This is a genomic window from Lysobacter terrae (assembly GCF_054782215.1).
Window position 1 is genome coordinate 164,100 of record NZ_BAAGSX010000001.1, and the last position, 16,243, is coordinate 180,342.

Here is a 16,243-nt window from a genome sequence, read left to right on the forward strand (position 1 = left end):
CATGAACGCCATTTTCGAATTGCACCCCGGTACCGCGCCGCTGTTGGTGAGCCTGCCGCACAACGGCAGTGAGATTCCCGAGGCGCTGCGACAACGCATGGTCGAGCGTGCGCGTAGTGCACCCGATACCGACTGGCATGTCGCTCGGTTGTATGCGTTCGCGCGCGAGCTAGGTGCGTCGTTGCTGGTGCCGCGCTACTCGCGCTACGTGATCGATCTCAATCGTCCGCCGGACGACACTTCGCTGTATCCGGGGCAGAACACCACGGGGCTGTGTCCTGCGGTGCAGTTCACAGGGGAGCCGGTTTATCTCGAAGGGCAGGCGCCCTCGGCGGACGAGATCGCGGTGCGCACGGAAACGTATTGGCGGCCTTATCACGATGCCTTGCAGGAAGAGCTCGCGCGCATCCATGCCGCGCATGGGGGCGCGCTGTTGTGGGAAGGGCATTCGATCAAGGGCAGTGAGTTGGCGTTTTTGTTCCCGGATCGGTTGCCAGATCTGAATCTCGGCACGTCGGCCGGTGCCAGTTGCGCGCCGCAGCGGCAGTCGCGTGTGGAGGCGGCGCTGGCGGCGCAGTCGCGCTATGACTTCGTCGTGAACGGTCGCTTCAAGGGCGGCTACATCACGCGCCATTACGCCGATACGGCGCGCGGCATCGATGCCATCCAGCTGGAGATCGGCCAGCGGATCTACATGGACGAGGAAACCTTCGAATACGATCCGGATAAGGCTGCCTCGGCGCAGGCGGTCATTCGTTCCCTGTTGGAGGCTGCGTTGTCATGACCCATCTCAGTGCTAATAGGCCGCCCCGGAAACAGGGACATTTCCTGTACTCGCTGGCCGTGCTGATCGTGGCGGCGATCGCTATTTACTGGGCCTTCGTTACGTTGTTCCCGGTTGAGTTGCAGCAGATTGGGCATTGGGTGGCAGGGAAGTACGCGGCGTTGACGAAGTAGTGCCGTGTTGATGCTACGGGCGGGCAGGCGGCGCCGGTGGGTCTGCGTGACACGCCGTGAATCCGTCCATGGAGGCTTGATCGGCGGCATCCATGCCGCCGACAGTCACGCAGACCCACCGGCACCGCCTGCCCCTTACACATCTCGGGCACGTTGGCAAAAAGCCAAAGACACAGATAAAGCGGACGCAAAAGCGCCCACCTTTTAGAAGCCACTAACTTCACGTTCGCGCTTAGCGCTGCCCGCCGGGATGGGGGTGGCGGAGAGCGGACCAGGGATGGTCCGCGGCCCGACTAAAGGCAGGACTGCCGTCCGGAGGGTCGGAGCCACCCCCATCCCGGCGGGTAGCGCGTCCCACCGAAGAAGACGCCCTACGCTCAGACTTCGAGCGTCGCCAAGTCGCCCTTGCTTTCGAGCCAGGCCTTGCGATCGCCCGAGCGCTTCTTCGCCAGCAGCATGTCCATCAGCGAATGTGTTTCCACGCTGTCGTCGACGGTGAGCTGGACCAGGCGGCGCGTATCCGGATGGATCGTGGATTCGCGCAGCTGCCCGGGATTCATCTCGCCCAGGCCCTTGAAGCGGGTGACGTTGACCTGGCCACGGATCTTTTCGCGCTCGATCTTGTCCAGCAGCAGACGCTTCTCTTCCTCGTCCAGTGCATAGAACACCTGCTTGCCCACGTCGACGCGGAAAAGCGGCGGCATCGCCACGAAAACATGGCCGGCATCCACCAGCGCCGGGAAGTGCTTCACGAACAAGGCACTGAGCAGCGTCGCGATATGCAGGCCGTCGGAGTCGGCGTCGGCCAGGATGACGACCTTGCCGTAGCGCAGGCCGGAAATGTCGTCCTTGCCGGGATCGCAACCGATCGCGACGGCGAGGTCGTGCACTTCCTGCGACGCCAGCACGCTGCCCGATGCGACTTCCCAGGTGTTCAGGATCTTGCCGCGCAGCGGAAGAATCGCTTGGAAATCCTTGTCGCGCGCCTGCTTGGCGCTGCCGCCCGCGGAGTCGCCTTCGACTAAAAACAATTCGGTGCGCGACAGATCCTGCGACGTGCAGTCGGCGAGCTTGCCGGGCAGGGCAGGGCCCTGCGTGACCTTCTTGCGGACGATCTGCTTCTCGGTCTTCAGGCGCGCGGCGGCGCGCTCGATCGCGAGCTGCGCGATTTTTTCGCCCAAGTCCGTGTGCTGGTTGAGCCACAGCGAAAACGCATCGTGCGCCGCGCTCTCGACGAAACCCGCGGCCTGGCGCGACGACAGCCGCTCCTTGGTCTGGCCGCTGAACTGCGGGTCGGTCATCTTGATCGACAGCACGAACGACACGCGGTCCCACACGTCTTCCGGCGCCAGCTTCACGCCGCGCGGCAGCAGATTGCGGAAATCGCAGAACTCGCGCAGCGCATCGGTGAAGCCGGTGCGCAGGCCGTTGACGTGGGTGCCGTGCTGCGCGGTCGGGATCAGGTTGACGTAGCTTTCCTGCACCAGCTCGCCTTCGGGCAGCCAGGCGACGGCCCAGTCGACGACTTCGGTGTCCTTCTTCAGCGAGCCGACGAACAGATCCGGCGGCAGCAGCTCGATGCCCGCCAGTTCGCCCTTGAGGTAGTCGCGCAGACCGTCTTCGTACATCCACTCGTGCCGGTCGCCGGTCGCCTCGTCGAACAGCTTGACGGTGAGGCCCGGGCACAACACCGCCTTCGCGCGCAGCAGATGCTTGAGCGAGCGCAGGTTGAACTTGGGTGTATCGAAGTACTTCGGATCCGGCCAGAAGCGCAGGCGCGTGCCGGTGTTCTTCTTGCCGACGCTGCCGATGATGTCGAGCTTGGAGGCGCGGTCGCCGTCCTTGAAGCTCATCTTGTACTCGTTGCCTTCGCGCTTGATGAAGACATCGACATGCTTAGACAACGCGTTGACCACGCTCACGCCGACGCCGTGCAGGCCGCCGGAGAAGGTGTAGTTCTTGTTGCTGAACTTGCCGCCCGCATGCAGGCGCGTGAGGATCAGCTCGACGCCGGGAATCTTCTCTTCCGGATGGATGTCCACCGGCATGCCGCGGCCGTCGTCGGAGACTTCGCAGCTGCCGTCGTTGTACAGCGTGACGTCGATGCTGCGGGCGTGACCGGCCAGGGCCTCGTCGACCGCGTTGTCGATGACTTCCTGCGCGAGGTGGTTGGGCCGCGTGGTGTCGGTGTACATGCCCGGGCGGCGCTTGACCGGATCCAGGCCGGAGAGAACTTCGATATCGGCGGCGTTGTAGCGTGAGCTCATCTATCTACTGCTATGTGTTCTGCGGGAGCGGTTGATCGTTGGCGCGAACGTCACGGCGACTCGGTCGTCAGTTCGCTGCCGGTGTAGGGATTGAAGCGGTAGCTGCCCGGGAACACTTCGCCGGTCTTCGCATCGCGGCTCGGCACCAGCAGGCTGCCCAACGGCAGGCGATAGGAATAACTCTCGTCGCCCAGATTCACGGAGAAGGTGCCCGAACCGATCGGATCGGCGAGACGCTTGCCGTCGCTGCCCTTGCCGGGAAAGGCATAGAACTGCAGGTTGTCGCCCATTTCGCCGAGCAGGTTCTTGAACATCGGCCGCATGATCTGGATGAGCATGGTCAGGCGGCGGTCCATCTTGTCGGCGGCGATCGGCGGGTACTGCTTTCCGCTCGCGTCGCGCACGCGCAACTTGGCGCGCAGGTCGGCTTCCGATTCGAAGGTGCTGACGCCGAACGAGCCGATCGTTCCCTTCACCGCCGCGACGACGGTGTAGCTGCGGAACAGATCGCTGAATTCGCGGCGGGTCTTCTCGTCCATGCCCTTCTCGTTCGCCAGGACCACGTCCCAGAACTCGACGGGGATCCACCAGATCAGGTCGAGGCTTTCGGCCGACTGGCTGGTGCGCTGCAGGTCCTGGGTGAGTTCGTTCACTTTGACCTGCGCCGGCGCAATAGGCGTCGGAGCGGCGGCTGCCAAGGCCGCGGTGGAGGCCGGAAGAAGCAGGAGCAGCGCGAGGCCCAAGCGAAACACGTTCATGAATTCCCCCTTCAAGGAGCCGCGAGCATGGCGACCCGGTCCTGAACGGTCAAGCATGAATGCCCGCTGTTTCCTGGGTGTAACTCCCTATCGCCGAATTCAGCGACGAGTCGGCGCGCGCTGCCTACGGTCGCCACGTCGCAAACCGCGACGCCGCAGAGGGGTAGCCCGTGCGGCTTCCCCCGAACCTGCAGGAGATCTATATGCATAAGGCACTTTTGACCGCGATGATCGCGGGCGTTCTGTTCGCACCGGCGGCCCAGGCCCAGGTGGGCATCGGCCTGGGCGGCGGCGGCAATGTCGGCGTCAACACCGGCTCGATCGGCGTTGGCGGCGCCGGACGCGGCGACCTCGGCGTGGACATGCGCAACTCGCGCATCGACGCACATAAGAATGTCGAAGCCGGCGTGCGTGCTGCCGGCGTTGACGACGCGGCGCACAAGGTCGCGGGCACCGCCAATGACGCCGTGCAGACCGGCGTGGAAAAGGGCAGGAAGGTTGGGTCGAAGGCGCGCGACACCGCACGTGCGGGCGCACAGGCGGCCAGCCACGCCAGCGAGCAGGCCGTCGAATCCGTCAACGGCCAGGGCAATGCGGCCGCGAATTCCGTGCTGGGCACGGCGCAGGCTGCGGGTACTGCTGATGTCGCCGCGGGCGTCGCGGGCCAAGCGCAGGCCACGGGCGCTGTCGAAGGCAATGCCCAGGCCGCGACCCAGGCGATGACCCACGGCGACGCAGCGGCAGGCAAGAGCGCCGAACAGCCGGCCGCGACCGGCAAGGGCAAGGGCAAGGAAAAGGACCCGGAAGAAAAGCAGGGCCGTCGCGACGAACAGCGCCGCTGATTTCTGCTGACCCTCGAAACGGTTGGCCGGCCCGCATGCGGGCCGGCCGCCGCCGTTCAGTCGCAGTCGCGGGCGCATGTCGTAAGGTGGCGCCCGCTGCCGGATTCGGCAGCGCAGAGGAGAGTTAGAACATGACCATTCGCAAGCTGCTGCTTCCGACCCTGATCGCGGCCGCCCTGGCGGCGCCGGCCTTCGCCCAGCAGGCTCCCCAGCCCAAGGTCGCTGACAAGGCGGGCCAGGCCAAGACCGACGAGGCGCGCAAGGCCGATGCGTCCAAGAGCGACGCCGACAAGGCCGACGCGCGCAAGGACAAGCAGGACGCCAAGAACAAGTCCGGCAAGAAGGACGCCCGCTCCAGCGCCGACGAACAGCCCGACGAGCCCGAGGAAGACGGTCACTGATCGCAGCATTTTTCTGCGGCCGGTCCCTGCGGCCGGTTCTGCAGTCCCAGCGCCCCGCTTCGGCGGGGCGTTGCTGTTTTGGGGCGGTCCGCGATGAATCGATCGCCACGGACGCTTCGCAAGGGAATGCGCTGCAACGCTTCGTGGCGCCAGTCAAGCTCGCCCCGGCCGTCTCCAATCTGTAAACTATGGCTTTCCGGGAGCCCGCTTCCCCATGACCCCCCAAAATTCCATAACGCCGCTCGTCTTTGTTACTGGCGGCGTGGTGTCTTCGCTTGGCAAGGGCATCGCGGCCGCCTCGTTGGCCGCCATCCTCGAAGCACGCGGCCTGCGCGTGACGATGATGAAGCTCGACCCCTACATCAACGTCGATCCGGGCACGATGAGCCCGTTCCAGCACGGCGAGGTCTACGTCACCGACGACGGCGCCGAAACCGACCTGGACCTGGGCCACTACGAGCGCTTCCTGCGCGTCCGCCTGTCCGGCAAGAACTCGATCACCACCGGCAAGATCTACGAATCGGTCATCCGCAAGGAGCGCCGCGGCGACTACCTGGGCGGCACCGTGCAGGTGATCCCGCACATCACCGACGAGATCAAGCGCCGCATCGACGAGGCCACGGCCGGCTTCGACGTGGGCCTGGTCGAGATCGGCGGTACGGTCGGCGACATCGAGTCGCTGCCGTTCCTGGAGGCGATCCGCCAGATCCGCACCGAACGCGGTCCGGACAAGGCCTTGTTCATGCACCTCACCCTGGTGCCCTTCATCGCCGCCGCGGGCGAGCTGAAGACCAAGCCGACCCAGCACTCGGTCAAGGAACTGCGTTCGATCGGTATCCAGCCGGACATCCTGCTGTGCCGCAGCGAGCAGGCGCTGCCCGACGGCGAGCGCCGCAAGATCGCGTTGTTCACCAACGTGCCGGAAAAAGCGGTCATCTCGGCGCTGGACCTGGACAACATCTACAAGATCCCGATGTGGCTCAACCAGCAGGGCCTCGACCAGATCGTGGTCGAACGCCTGCGCCTGGAGAACAAGGCTAAGCCGGAAGCCGATCTGTCGGAATGGAATGCAGTGGTCGACGCGGCCGAGCATCCGGTCGACGTCGTCACGATCGCCGTGGTCGGCAAGTACATCGACCACCAGGATGCGTACAAGTCGCTGGCCGAGGCGCTCAAGCACGGCGGCCTGCGCCAGCGCACCAAGGTCAAGCTGAAGTGGCTCGAGTCCACCGACATCGAGCAGAACGGCGGCAAGGTGCTGGAAGGCGTGGACGGCATTCTCGTCCCGGGCGGCTTCGGTGATCGCGGCTTCGAGGGCAAGGTGCTGACCGCGCAATACGCGCGCGAACACGGCGTCCCGTACTTCGGCATCTGCTACGGCATGCAGGCCGCGGTGGTCGACTATTCGCGCCACGTGCTCGGTCTGGCCGACGCCAACAGCACCGAGAACAACAAGCAGTCCCAGCATCCGGTGATCGGCCTGATCACCGAATGGCGCACGGCCAGCGGCGACGTCGAGCGCCGCAACGAGGAGTCCGACCTGGGCGGCACCATGCGCCTGGGCCTGCAGGACCAGCGCATCAAGCCCGGCACGCTCGCCCGCGAGCTGTACGGCAAGGACGTGGTCGGCGAGCGCCATCGCCATCGCTACGAATTCAACAACCGCTATCTCAACCAGCTCGAGAACGCGGGCCTGGTCATCAGCGCGAAGTCCATGGACGAGACGCTGGTGGAGATGGTGGAGCTGCCGCGCGCGAAGCATCCTTGGTTCCTCGCCTGCCAGGCGCACCCCGAATTCCTCTCCACCCCGCGCGACGGCCACCCGCTGTTCATCGGCTTCATCCGCGCCGCGCGCGAGCACAAGGCGGGCGGCCGCCTGCTTAAGGAAGTGACGGCATGAAGCTTTGCGGATTCGAGATCGGTCTCGACAAACCGTTCTTCCTGATCGCTGGTCCCTGCGTCATCGAGTCGATGCAGCTGCAGCTGGATACGGCCGGCACGCTGAAGGAAATCACTTCCGAACTCGGCATCAACTTCATCTTCAAGTCGAGCTTCGACAAGGCCAACCGCACGTCCGTGTCGGGCTTCCGCGGCCCGGGCATGGAAGAGGGCCTGAAGGTGCTGAGCGAAGTGAAGCGCCAGCTCGACCTGCCGGTCCTGACCGACGTGCACGAATACACGCCGATGAACGAAGTCGCTTCAGTCGTCGACGTGCTGCAGACGCCGGCCTTCCTGTGCCGCCAGACGGATTTCATCCAGAACGTGGCCCGCGCCGGCAAGCCGGTGAACATCAAGAAGGGCCAGTTCCTGTCGCCGTGGGAAATGAAGCACGTCGCCGACAAGGCGCTGGCGACCGGCAACCAGGACATCATGGTCTGCGAGCGCGGCGCCAGCTTCGGCTACAACAACCTGGTGAGCGACATGCGCTCGCTCAGCGTGATGCGCGATACGGGTTGCCCGGTGGTGTTCGACGCCACGCACTCGGTGCAGTTGCCCGGCGGCGCCGGCGGCAAGAGCGGCGGCCAGCGCGAATTCGTGCCGGTGCTGTCGCGCGCCGCGATGGCGGTGGGCATCAGCGGCATCTTCATGGAAACGCATCCCAAGCCGGAAGAAGCCCTGAGCGACGGCCCCAACGCGTGGCCGCTGCCGAAGATGCGCGCGCTGCTGGAAACGCTGCTCGAGATCGACCGCATCACCAAGAAGAACGGCTTCCTCGAAGCCGGCGTCTGAAAACAAAAACTCCCTTCAATTTCCGATCCCTGACGATGACCACGATCGCCAAAGTTCACGCCCGCGAGATTCTCGACAGCCGCGGTAATCCCACCCTGGAAGCCGAAGTCACACTGAGCGACGGCAGCTTCGGCCGCGCGGCCGTGCCCTCGGGCGCTTCGACCGGCACCAAGGAAGCCGTCGAACTGCGCGACGGCGACAAGACCCGCTACCTCGGCAAGGGCGTGCGCAAGGCGGTCGAGAACGTCAATACGACGATCGCATCGGCGCTCACCGGAATGGATGCCGCCGATCAGACCGCGCTCGACAAGCGCCTGATCGACCTCGACGGCACCGAGAACAAGGGCCGCCTCGGCGCCAACGCACTGCTGGGCGTTTCGCTGGCCAACGCGCATGCCGCGGCCGCGTCGAAGAAGCTGCCGCTGTGGCAGTACCTCGCGCATGGCCGCCAGGCCGTGCTGCCGGTGCCGATGATGAACATCATCAACGGCGGCGCGCACGCCGACAACAACGTCGACCTGCAGGAATTCATGATCCTGCCGGTGGGCGTGAACAGCTTCGCCGAATCGCTGCGCGCGGGCACCGAGGTGTTCCATGCGCTCAAGTCGGTGCTCAAGGGCCGCGGCCTGAGCACGGCGGTCGGCGACGAGGGCGGCTTCGCTCCCGACCTGCGTTCGAACGAAGAAGCGCTGGAAACCATCCTCGAAGCGATCGGCAAGGCCGGCTACAAGGCCGGCGAAGACATCCTGCTCGGCCTCGACGTGGCCTCGAGCGAGTTCTTCGAGAACGGCAAGTACAACCTCACCGGCGAAGGCAAGCGCCTGACCAGCGAGCAGTTCGTCGACTTCCTCGCCAACTGGTGCGCGCAGTACCCGATCGTCACCATCGAAGACGGCATGTCCGAGCACGACTGGACCGGCTGGAAGCAGCTCACCGATCGCATCGGCAACAAGGTGCAGCTGGTCGGCGACGATCTGTTCGTCACCAATCCGAAGATCTTCAAGGAAGGCATCGACCAGGGCGTGGCCAACGCGATCCTGATCAAGGTCAACCAGATCGGCACGCTGACCGAGACGCTGGAAGCGATCGCGATGGCCGACGCGGCCAAGTACGCCGCGATCGTGTCGCACCGCTCGGGCGAAACCGAAGACACGACCATCGCCGACATTGCAGTCGCCACCACGGCGACGCAGATCAAGACCGGTTCGCTGTGCCGCAGCGATCGCGTGGCCAAGTACAACCAGCTGCTGCGCATCGAGGAACAACTGGGTGCGGCGGCGAAGTACGCCGGTCGCGACGCCTTCGTTTCGCTGAAGCGCTGAGGCCGCACTTGGCGCAGCGCTGGCAGCTTCCCATTGGCCGGCTCCTGCTGGTGGCGCTGCTCGCGCTGTTGGCGTTCCTGCAATACCGCCTGTGGTGGGGCGAGGGCGGCCGCCGTTCGGTGGCTGCCCTGCACACGCAGGTCGAACAGCAGCGCCACGAGAACGAAGGCCTGCAGCAGCGCAATGCCGCACTCGCCGCGGAAGTCGAAGACCTCAAGGCGGGCGAAGCGGCGGTCGAGGAGCGGGCGCGCAGCGAGCTGGGCATGATCAAGCCGGGTGAGACCTTTTATCGCGTGGTCGAGCCGCAGACGCCGGACGCGCCGGTGGAAAGCAGCGCTCCCGCAGACGCGGCCGACGAGCCCAAGCCCGAGCCATGACCGACGCGAACACCGGTTCGAAAGCTCGCATCTGGGCCGTCATTCCCGCCGCCGGTCGCGGTACGCGCTTCGGCGGCGAGGTTCCCAAGCAATATCTGGAAGTGGCAGGCCAGCCGTTGATCGCGCATGCGCTCGACGCGCTGTTGTCGCATCCGCGCGTGACCGGCGCCATGGTCGCGCTGTCCGCCGACGACCTGCTCTGGCCCGGCTGGACCGAACGCCAGGGCAAACCCGTGCTGCGTTGCGTGGGCGGTGGCGAGCGTGCCGACTCGGTCCTGGCCGCGTTGCACGCGTTGCCGGCCGACGTCGGCGCCAACGCCTTGGTGCTGGTGCACGACGCGGCGCGCCCGAACCTGCGCAGTTCCGATCTCGACCGTCTGATCGATGCCGCGCTCTCGCATCGCGACGGCGCCATCCTCGGCGCACCGGTGCGCGACACACTCAAGCGCGCCGATGCGAACGCGCACATCGTCGCTACCGAACCGCGCGCGGCGTTGTGGCGTGCGTTCACGCCGCAGGCTTTCCGGCGCGGCGCGCTGACCGCCGCGCTCGAACGCGCGCGCGCGGACAGACTCGTCGTCACCGACGAAGCGATGGCGATGGAGCGCATGGGCGCGCATCCGGCCCTGGTCGAAGGCCGCGAAGACAATCTGAAGGTCACCACGCCGGCCGATCTGGAGCTGGCGCGTTACCTGCTGTCGCAATGAAACGAAGCCGAACCCCTACGGAGCAGCGCGCATGAACATCCGCATCGGCCAGGGCTTCGATGTCCACGCCTTCGGCGACGGCGACCACGTCGTCCTCGGCGGCGTGCGCGTCCCGCACGATCGCGGCGTGGTGGCGCATTCCGACGGCGACGTGGTCATCCACGCGCTGTGCGACGCGATCCTGGGCGCGCTGGCGCTGGGCGATATCGGTAAACACTTTCCGCCGAGCGATCCGCAATGGAAGGACGCCGACAGCCGCGCGTTCCTGCGCCATTGCAATGCGCTGATCGGCGCGCGCGGCTGGCGTGTCGGCAATGCCGACGTCACCGTCGTCTGCGAGCGGCCGAAGGTCGGGCCGCATGCAGATGCGATGCGTACGCTGCTGGCCGCCGATCTCGGCATCGCCGAGGATGCGGTGAGCATCAAGGCCACGACCAGCGAGAAGCTGGGTTTCACCGGACGCGGCGAGGGCATCGCGGCCCAGGCGGTCGTGCTGCTGGTTCGTTCCTGAGGTCGATATGAAAGAGCAAAACGGACTACCCCGTGCGCACGGCGCGCCGGTCCTGACGGCGCGCATGCGCGTCCAGCCGGAAGATTTCTTCGTCGAAGAGCTTCCTGCCTTCGCGCCCAGCGGCAGCGGCGAGCATCTGCTGCTGACCGTCGAAAAGCGCAGCATGAACACGGTGTTCGCCGCCAAGCGCATCGCGCAATGGGCGCGCGTGCCGGAGATGGGCGTGAGCTATGCCGGACTCAAGGACCGGCATGCGGTCACCCGCCAGCGGTTCAGTGTCCATCTGCCGAAGAAGGTCGCACCGGATCTGGCCGCGCTGGAAGCGGACGATTTCCGCGTTCTGGAACACGCCTGGCATTCGCGCAAATTGCCGCGCGGCGCGCTTGCCGGTAACCGCTTCGTACTGACACTGCGCGACGTGGTCGGCGATGCGGCCGCGATCGACCAGCGCCTGCGCGCGATCGCGGAGCATGGCGTCCCTAATTATTTCGGCGTGCAGCGCTTCGGCCGCGAGGGCGACAACGTCGCGCAGGCGCTGGCGATGTTCGCGGGGCGGCGGGTGCGCCGTGAAGACCGCACGTTGCTGCTTTCCGCCGCGCGCTCGGAATTGTTCAATCGCGTGCTGGCCGCGCGTGTGCTCGCCGGCTACTGGAACGTTCCGGTGGACGGCGAGGTCTGGTCCCTGGACGGCAGCCGCAGCGTCTTCGGGCCCGAGCCGTTCACCGACGAATTGGCGCAGCGGCTGGCCGCGTTCGATATCCATCCGAGCGGGCCGCTTTGGGGCAAGGGCGAGCTGCGTACGCGCGGTACCGCCGCCGCGCTCGAACTCGCTGCCGTGGCCGGCGATATGCCGACCGCGCTGCGCAACGGCCTGGAAGCAGGCGGGCTCGAGCAGGAGCGGCGCGCGCTGCGCTTCCGTCCCGGCGATCTGGCCTGGCGCTGGCCGGGACCCGGCGTGCTCGAGCTTTCTTTCGCACTCCCGCCGGGCGGTTATGCCACGACGGTATTGGCAGAACTTGGCGAGGTCAGCTCGGCAGTTCGCGCCTGACGACCGCTTGTCGGAAAGACATCGACGACACTGGTTGCCCCGGCGGGCGGGCGTATAAGCCGGAAGTGCACCCGGCGTGGCCGGGGCCGCTCTTGCGGCAAGCGCAGGGGCGCCTCCAAGGAGATGCCGTCATGAAATTACGCATGGCCGTGTTATCCGCTTCCGTGGTCGCTCTTGCCGCCTGCGCGAGCAGCGGCGGGACGACCAGCGCTCCGGGAGTCCAGAAGACCTATGTCGAGACACGCATGAGCAACGACGAGCTTTACATGGCTCGCGTCGAAGCCGCTGCGCGTCGTCGTGGCATCGATCTGACCTGGGTGAACCCGCCGCGTAAGATCGTCGCGAAGCAATGAACCGTTGCGCCGTACCGTTCTCCCTGCCTCGGGGATGACTCAGGCAGGGCGAAGCCGGCGCGGCGCCAACAGCACCAGCACCGCTCCAGTGCCGCCCTGAGTCGGCGGCGCGGAGTGGAAGGCGAGGACGTCTGCGCGTTGCCGGAGCAGGCGATCCACCAGGTTTTTCAGAACCGGCGCATCGCGGCCAGTGAAGGGGACCGAGCCGCCGTGCAATCCCTTGCCGTGGATGATGCGGACGCAGCCCGCATCGTGTTCGCGTGCGTGCACGAGGAAGGCGCGTAGCAGCGCCTCGGCTTCGCGGATGTCGGCCCCATGCAGATCGAGTTCGTCCTGCACCGCGATCTCCCCGCGACGCAGGCGCTGCAGCGTGCGCGGCGGTAAGGCGTCGCGGCGATAGGACAGCACGTCGCCGGCTTCGGCCAGCGAGGCATCGAGCGCATGCCGGAATTCCTCGCGCGCCGCCGCTTCGTCGCGCTCGGCCATGCGTGCACGTGGCTTGGGTTTCGGCGCCGACGGCGGCGGTGCGCTGTCGCGCAGGCGCCGCACCGGGCCGACCGCGGAGCGGAACAGATCGGCGTCGTCATCTTCGTCTGGGATGATCTTGTCTGACATCGTGTCGCCAGCGTAGCGCGGCCCGTGTGGTTGGCGCATTGCGCAAGCGGCCAGCCCCGGGCACGGCAGGGCATCGGCTATCATGGCCGTTCCGCTCCAGCTCCCACTTTTCACGAATAGATGCGCGTTCTGGTCAGCAACGACGACGGTGTCGACGCCCCCGGTATCAAGGTTCTGGCCGCGGGGCTCCGCGCCGCCGGCCACGAGGTGGTGATCGTCGCCCCCGACCGCGACCGTTCCGGCGCCAGCAATTCACTCACCCTGGACATGCCCGTACGGGTGATCGCGCAGGACGCGTCGACCTGGCGCGTGTTCGGCACACCCACCGACTGCGTCCACGTCGCCATCACCGGCATGCTCGACGTCGAACCCGACATCGTCGTGTCCGGCATCAACAACACCGCCAATCTGGGCGATGACGTCATCTATTCCGGTACGGTCGCCGCGGCGATGGAAGGCCGGTTCCTGGGCCTGCCCGCGGTGGCGGTGTCGCTGGTCACCGCCGACCACCGCGGCGAGCACTACGAAACCGCCGCCCGCGCCGTCGTCGAGATCGTCGCGCGGCTGGTCGCCGAGCCGCTGCCGGCCGACACCATCCTCAACGTCAACGTGCCCGACCTGGCGTGGGAAGAACTGGCCGGCTTCGAAGCCACGCGCCTGGGCAACCGCCATCGCGCCGAACCCTGCATCCCGCAGCGCGATCCGCGCGGCCGGCAGTGGTGGTGGATCGGTCCCGCGGGGCCCGAGGCCGACTCGGGACCGGGCACCGATTTCCACGCGGTGCGCAGCGGCCACATCTCGATCACGCCGATCCAGGTCGACCTGACCCGCTACACCGCACTCGAACACGTCGCCAGTTGGGTCGGTGGTCTCGCCGCATCCACGGGGAAGGCCGCATGATGGTGCGCATGAAGTTGCAGCCCGAAGCCATCGGCACCGGCATGACCTCGCAGCGCGTGCGCGACCGCCTGGTCGAGCGCCTGCGCGAGAACGGCATCCGCGACGAACGCGTGCTCAACGCGATCCGCACCGTGCCGCGCCACCTCTTCGTCGACGAAGCGCTGGCCACCCGCGCCTACGAGGACACTGCGCTTCCGATCGGCCAGGGGCAGACCATTTCGCAGCCGTGGGTGGTCGCGAAGATGACCGAAGCGGTGCTGGAAGGCGCGCCGAACAAGGTGCTGGAGATCGGCACCGGCTCCGGCTACCAGGCCGCCGTGCTGGCCGCCCTGGGACTGGAAGTGCACACCGTGGAGCGCATCGGCGAACTGCTGCGCACCGCCCGCAAGCGCTTCCGCACGCTGGGCCTGAACATCCGCAGCAAGCACGACGACGGCCGCATCGGCTGGCCGGAAAACGGCCCGTTCGACGCGATCCTGGTCACCGCCGCCGCACCCGCACTGGTGGATGCGCTGACCGCGCAGCTCGCGCCGGGTGGCAACCTGATCGCGCCGGTCGGCGGAGCGTCTTCGCAATCGCTGATGAAACTGCACAAGGACAGCGACGGCCAGATCACTCAGGAAGTGCTGGCGCCGGTCGTGTTCGTGCCCCTTCTTTCCGGGATGGTCGATTGAAGATCTTCGGTCCGCTCTACGAACGTGCCCTGCGGTGGGCGCGCCATCCCCGTGCACCGATCTATCTCACGGTGCTGAGCTTCTTCGAAGCGATCATCTTTCCGGTGATGCCCGAAGTGATGCTGGCGCCGATGTGCGTCGCTCAGCCGCGCCGGGGTCTGTGGTTCTCGACGATCAGCCTGGCCGGCTCCATGGTCGGCGCGCTGGTCGGCTATGCGCTGGGGCATTACGCGTTCGAGGCGTTGAAGCCGGTGTTCGCCGCGCTGGGCATGCTGCACGGCATCGAGTCGGGCATCAGCGTCGTGCAGGCGAAGATGGCCGAATCGCCTTGGGCGGTGTTTACCTTCCTGGTGCTGGGCGGCTTCATGCCGATCCCGATGAAGGTGTTCACCTGGGCGTCGGGCATCGTTGGCGTGCCCATGCTGCAATACATACTGAGCATGCTGATCGGCCGCGGCAAACGCGTGTACCTGCTGGCGATCGTGATCCGCATGGGCGGTCCGCGCGCTGAGGCGGCGCTGCGCCGCTATATCGAACCGGTCGGCTGGTTCGCGATGCTGCTGCTCGCAGGTTTGGTGGCGTGGCTGGTGTGGAGGGCGAAGCAGGGCGTATGACCAACAAGCAACGCATTGCGCTAGTGGCCGCCATCGCGATCGCCTTGGCCGCCTGCACCAGCACCGTGGTGCGCCGGACCGCGGGCAGCGCGCCACCGCCGCGCGTGTCCACGCCCAAGTATTACGTCACCACCAAGGTGGAGCGCGGCGACACGCTGTACGGCATCGCCTTCCGCAACGGCATCGACGTGCGCGACCTGGCGTCATGGAACAGCCTCAACGCGCCGTACACGATCTATCCCGGGCAGATCCTGCGCTTGTATCCGCGCCAGGCCGTTGCCGCGACGACACAATCGGCACCGCAGGAACCGAAAGCAGTAGGCGCGAAGCCAGCAGGGTCCAAGCCCGCGCCGGCCACGGGCCCAACGCGGCCTGCGACGACGACTCCGCCGCAGGGCTCGCCGGAAACTGTCGCAACCGCTCCGATCGCAAAGCCGCCCGTGCTGCCGGCCACCCCGCCCGCGAGCAGCATCCGTTGGCGCTGGCCGGCCGAAGGCACGCTCCTCACCCGCTTCGTGGCGGGCGAACCGACCAAGCAGGGCATCGACATCACCAGCGACGGCGGCACCCCGGTGAACGCGGCGGCCGACGGCGTCGTCGTGTACTCCGGCTCCGGCCTGGTCGGCTACGGCGAGCTGATCATCATCAAGCACAACGACGCATGGTTGTCGGCTTACGGCCACAACCGCGCGCGCATGGTCAACGAAGGCGCCATCGTGAAAGCCGGCCAGCAGATCGGTGTTATGGGTCGCACCGGTGCTCCTCGCGACATGCTGCATTTTGAGATTCGCTTCAACGGGAAGCCGGTGGATCCGTTGACGTATCTTCCAAAACGCTAGCTGTTACAGCCACGGAAGCGGCGGAGCGCACCGAGCCGCGCCCGTCATCCCCGCGAAGGCGGGGATCCAGGACTAGGTATGTTGCAAGGCAAGCTCTACCAGCCCGTCGAGAATATTCCCCGCGAGATTTCGCAGCTCATGGGACCCTGCGGCCCGGCATCGGTGTGGCTTGTACTGTCTCGCCACGGCATCGCCGCCGACCCGCACGAGGTCATAGACCGTTGTCGTTACACAGACGAGTTCGGATGCTTCACGGTTTGCATGGCAGAGGCTCTGCAACACTTCGGCTTGTCCGTTCGCCTGCATACAGACCAAGATCCAAGTCCGG

The 16,243-nt window shown here is 66.4% G+C and carries 19 protein-coding genes; 16 read left to right on the forward strand and 3 right to left on the reverse strand.

Annotated features, from left to right (window positions below; all coding sequences use genetic code 11):
- Position 1 precedes the first annotated feature (1 nt).
- Together hutG and ACYVJ8_RS00825 are read left to right on the forward strand one after the other, a co-directional pair.
- Complete coding sequence (gene hutG, locus ACYVJ8_RS00820; protein ID WP_460708846.1) at positions 2–784, forward strand: N-formylglutamate deformylase; 783 nt, start codon at positions 2–4, stop codon at positions 782–784.
- Entirely contained in the window at positions 781–957 is a 177-nt protein-coding gene (locus tag ACYVJ8_RS00825; protein ID WP_460708847.1) for a hypothetical protein, read from the forward strand. The genes hutG and ACYVJ8_RS00825 overlap by 4 nt, the downstream gene beginning before the upstream one ends.
- 377 nt (positions 958–1,334) lie before the next feature.
- Here the strand turns inward: ACYVJ8_RS00825 and parE are convergent, their stop codons facing one another.
- Both parE and ACYVJ8_RS00835 read right to left on the reverse strand, forming a co-directional pair.
- Positions 1,335–3,224: a DNA topoisomerase IV subunit B gene (gene parE / locus ACYVJ8_RS00830; RefSeq protein ID WP_460708849.1), complete on the reverse strand. Its 1,890-nt coding sequence runs from the start codon at positions 3,222–3,224 to the stop codon at positions 1,335–1,337.
- Between the two features lie 50 nt (positions 3,225–3,274).
- The gene (locus tag ACYVJ8_RS00835) at positions 3,275–3,982 is read right to left on the reverse strand and encodes a hypothetical protein (protein ID WP_460708851.1); all 708 of its coding nucleotides are present in this window, start codon (positions 3,980–3,982) and stop codon (positions 3,275–3,277) included.
- A gap of 203 nt (positions 3,983–4,185) precedes the next feature.
- Between ACYVJ8_RS00835 and ACYVJ8_RS00840 the strand changes: the two genes are divergently transcribed.
- From ACYVJ8_RS00840 to ACYVJ8_RS00885, 10 genes are all read left to right on the forward strand, one after another.
- On the forward strand, positions 4,186–4,824 hold the full coding sequence (locus tag ACYVJ8_RS00840; RefSeq protein ID WP_460708853.1) for a hypothetical protein: 639 nt from the start codon (positions 4,186–4,188) through the stop codon (positions 4,822–4,824).
- Positions 4,825–4,955: 131 nt separating this feature from the next.
- Complete coding sequence (locus ACYVJ8_RS00845) at positions 4,956–5,225, forward strand: hypothetical protein (protein ID WP_460708855.1); 270 nt, start codon at positions 4,956–4,958, stop codon at positions 5,223–5,225.
- Positions 5,226–5,457: 232 nt separating this feature from the next.
- Entirely contained in the window at positions 5,458–7,125 is a 1,668-nt protein-coding gene (locus tag ACYVJ8_RS00850) for a CTP synthase (RefSeq protein ID WP_460710977.1), read from the forward strand.
- Positions 7,122–7,955, forward strand: a complete 834-nt coding sequence (gene kdsA / locus ACYVJ8_RS00855) for a 3-deoxy-8-phosphooctulonate synthase (RefSeq protein WP_460708857.1) — start codon at positions 7,122–7,124, stop codon at positions 7,953–7,955. Before ACYVJ8_RS00850 ends, kdsA begins: the two co-directional genes overlap by 4 nt.
- A 35-nt stretch (positions 7,956–7,990) precedes the next feature.
- Entirely contained in the window at positions 7,991–9,277 is a 1,287-nt protein-coding gene (gene eno / locus ACYVJ8_RS00860; protein ID WP_460708859.1) for a phosphopyruvate hydratase, read from the forward strand.
- A 32-nt stretch (positions 9,278–9,309) separates the two neighbouring features.
- A complete protein-coding gene (ftsB, locus tag ACYVJ8_RS00865) occupies positions 9,310–9,654 on the forward strand; it encodes a cell division protein FtsB (protein WP_460710979.1) in 345 nt (114 codons plus the stop codon).
- Positions 9,651–10,361 carry a 2-C-methyl-D-erythritol 4-phosphate cytidylyltransferase gene (gene ispD, locus ACYVJ8_RS00870; protein ID WP_460708861.1) on the forward strand — a complete coding sequence of 237 codons (711 nt, stop codon included), beginning with the start codon at positions 9,651–9,653 and terminating at the stop codon, positions 10,359–10,361. The genes ftsB and ispD overlap by 4 nt, the downstream gene beginning before the upstream one ends.
- A gap of 31 nt (positions 10,362–10,392) precedes the next feature.
- Positions 10,393–10,872 carry a 2-C-methyl-D-erythritol 2,4-cyclodiphosphate synthase gene (ispF, locus tag ACYVJ8_RS00875; protein WP_460708863.1) on the forward strand — a complete coding sequence of 160 codons (480 nt, stop codon included), beginning with the start codon at positions 10,393–10,395 and terminating at the stop codon, positions 10,870–10,872.
- Positions 10,873–10,879: 7 nt separating this feature from the next.
- Positions 10,880–11,920, forward strand: a complete 1,041-nt coding sequence (gene truD / locus ACYVJ8_RS00880; protein WP_460708865.1) for a tRNA pseudouridine(13) synthase TruD — start codon at positions 10,880–10,882, stop codon at positions 11,918–11,920.
- A gap of 131 nt (positions 11,921–12,051) precedes the next feature.
- The gene (locus ACYVJ8_RS00885) at positions 12,052–12,273 is read left to right on the forward strand and encodes a hypothetical protein (RefSeq protein WP_460708867.1); all 222 of its coding nucleotides are present in this window, start codon (positions 12,052–12,054) and stop codon (positions 12,271–12,273) included.
- 39 nt (positions 12,274–12,312) lie between these two features.
- On the opposite strand, the gene ACYVJ8_RS00890 is transcribed toward ACYVJ8_RS00885, so the two are convergent.
- The gene (locus ACYVJ8_RS00890; protein WP_460708869.1) at positions 12,313–12,888 is read right to left on the reverse strand and encodes a Smr/MutS family protein; all 576 of its coding nucleotides are present in this window, start codon (positions 12,886–12,888) and stop codon (positions 12,313–12,315) included.
- 120 nt (positions 12,889–13,008) lie between these two features.
- Between ACYVJ8_RS00890 and surE the strand changes: the two genes are divergently transcribed.
- From surE to ACYVJ8_RS00910, 4 genes are read left to right on the forward strand one after another with little or no spacing between them, the layout of a single operon-like run.
- A complete protein-coding gene (surE, locus tag ACYVJ8_RS00895; RefSeq protein ID WP_460708870.1) occupies positions 13,009–13,788 on the forward strand; it encodes a 5'/3'-nucleotidase SurE in 780 nt (259 codons plus the stop codon).
- A complete protein-coding gene (locus ACYVJ8_RS00900; protein ID WP_460708872.1) occupies positions 13,785–14,462 on the forward strand; it encodes a protein-L-isoaspartate(D-aspartate) O-methyltransferase in 678 nt (225 codons plus the stop codon). Before surE ends, ACYVJ8_RS00900 begins: the two co-directional genes overlap by 4 nt.
- Positions 14,459–15,076: a YqaA family protein gene (locus tag ACYVJ8_RS00905; protein ID WP_460708874.1), complete on the forward strand. Its 618-nt coding sequence runs from the start codon at positions 14,459–14,461 to the stop codon at positions 15,074–15,076. Before ACYVJ8_RS00900 ends, ACYVJ8_RS00905 begins: the two co-directional genes overlap by 4 nt.
- Complete coding sequence (locus ACYVJ8_RS00910) at positions 15,073–15,915, forward strand: peptidoglycan DD-metalloendopeptidase family protein (protein WP_460708875.1); 843 nt, start codon at positions 15,073–15,075, stop codon at positions 15,913–15,915. Before ACYVJ8_RS00905 ends, ACYVJ8_RS00910 begins: the two co-directional genes overlap by 4 nt.
- Positions 15,916–16,243 lie beyond the last annotated feature (328 nt).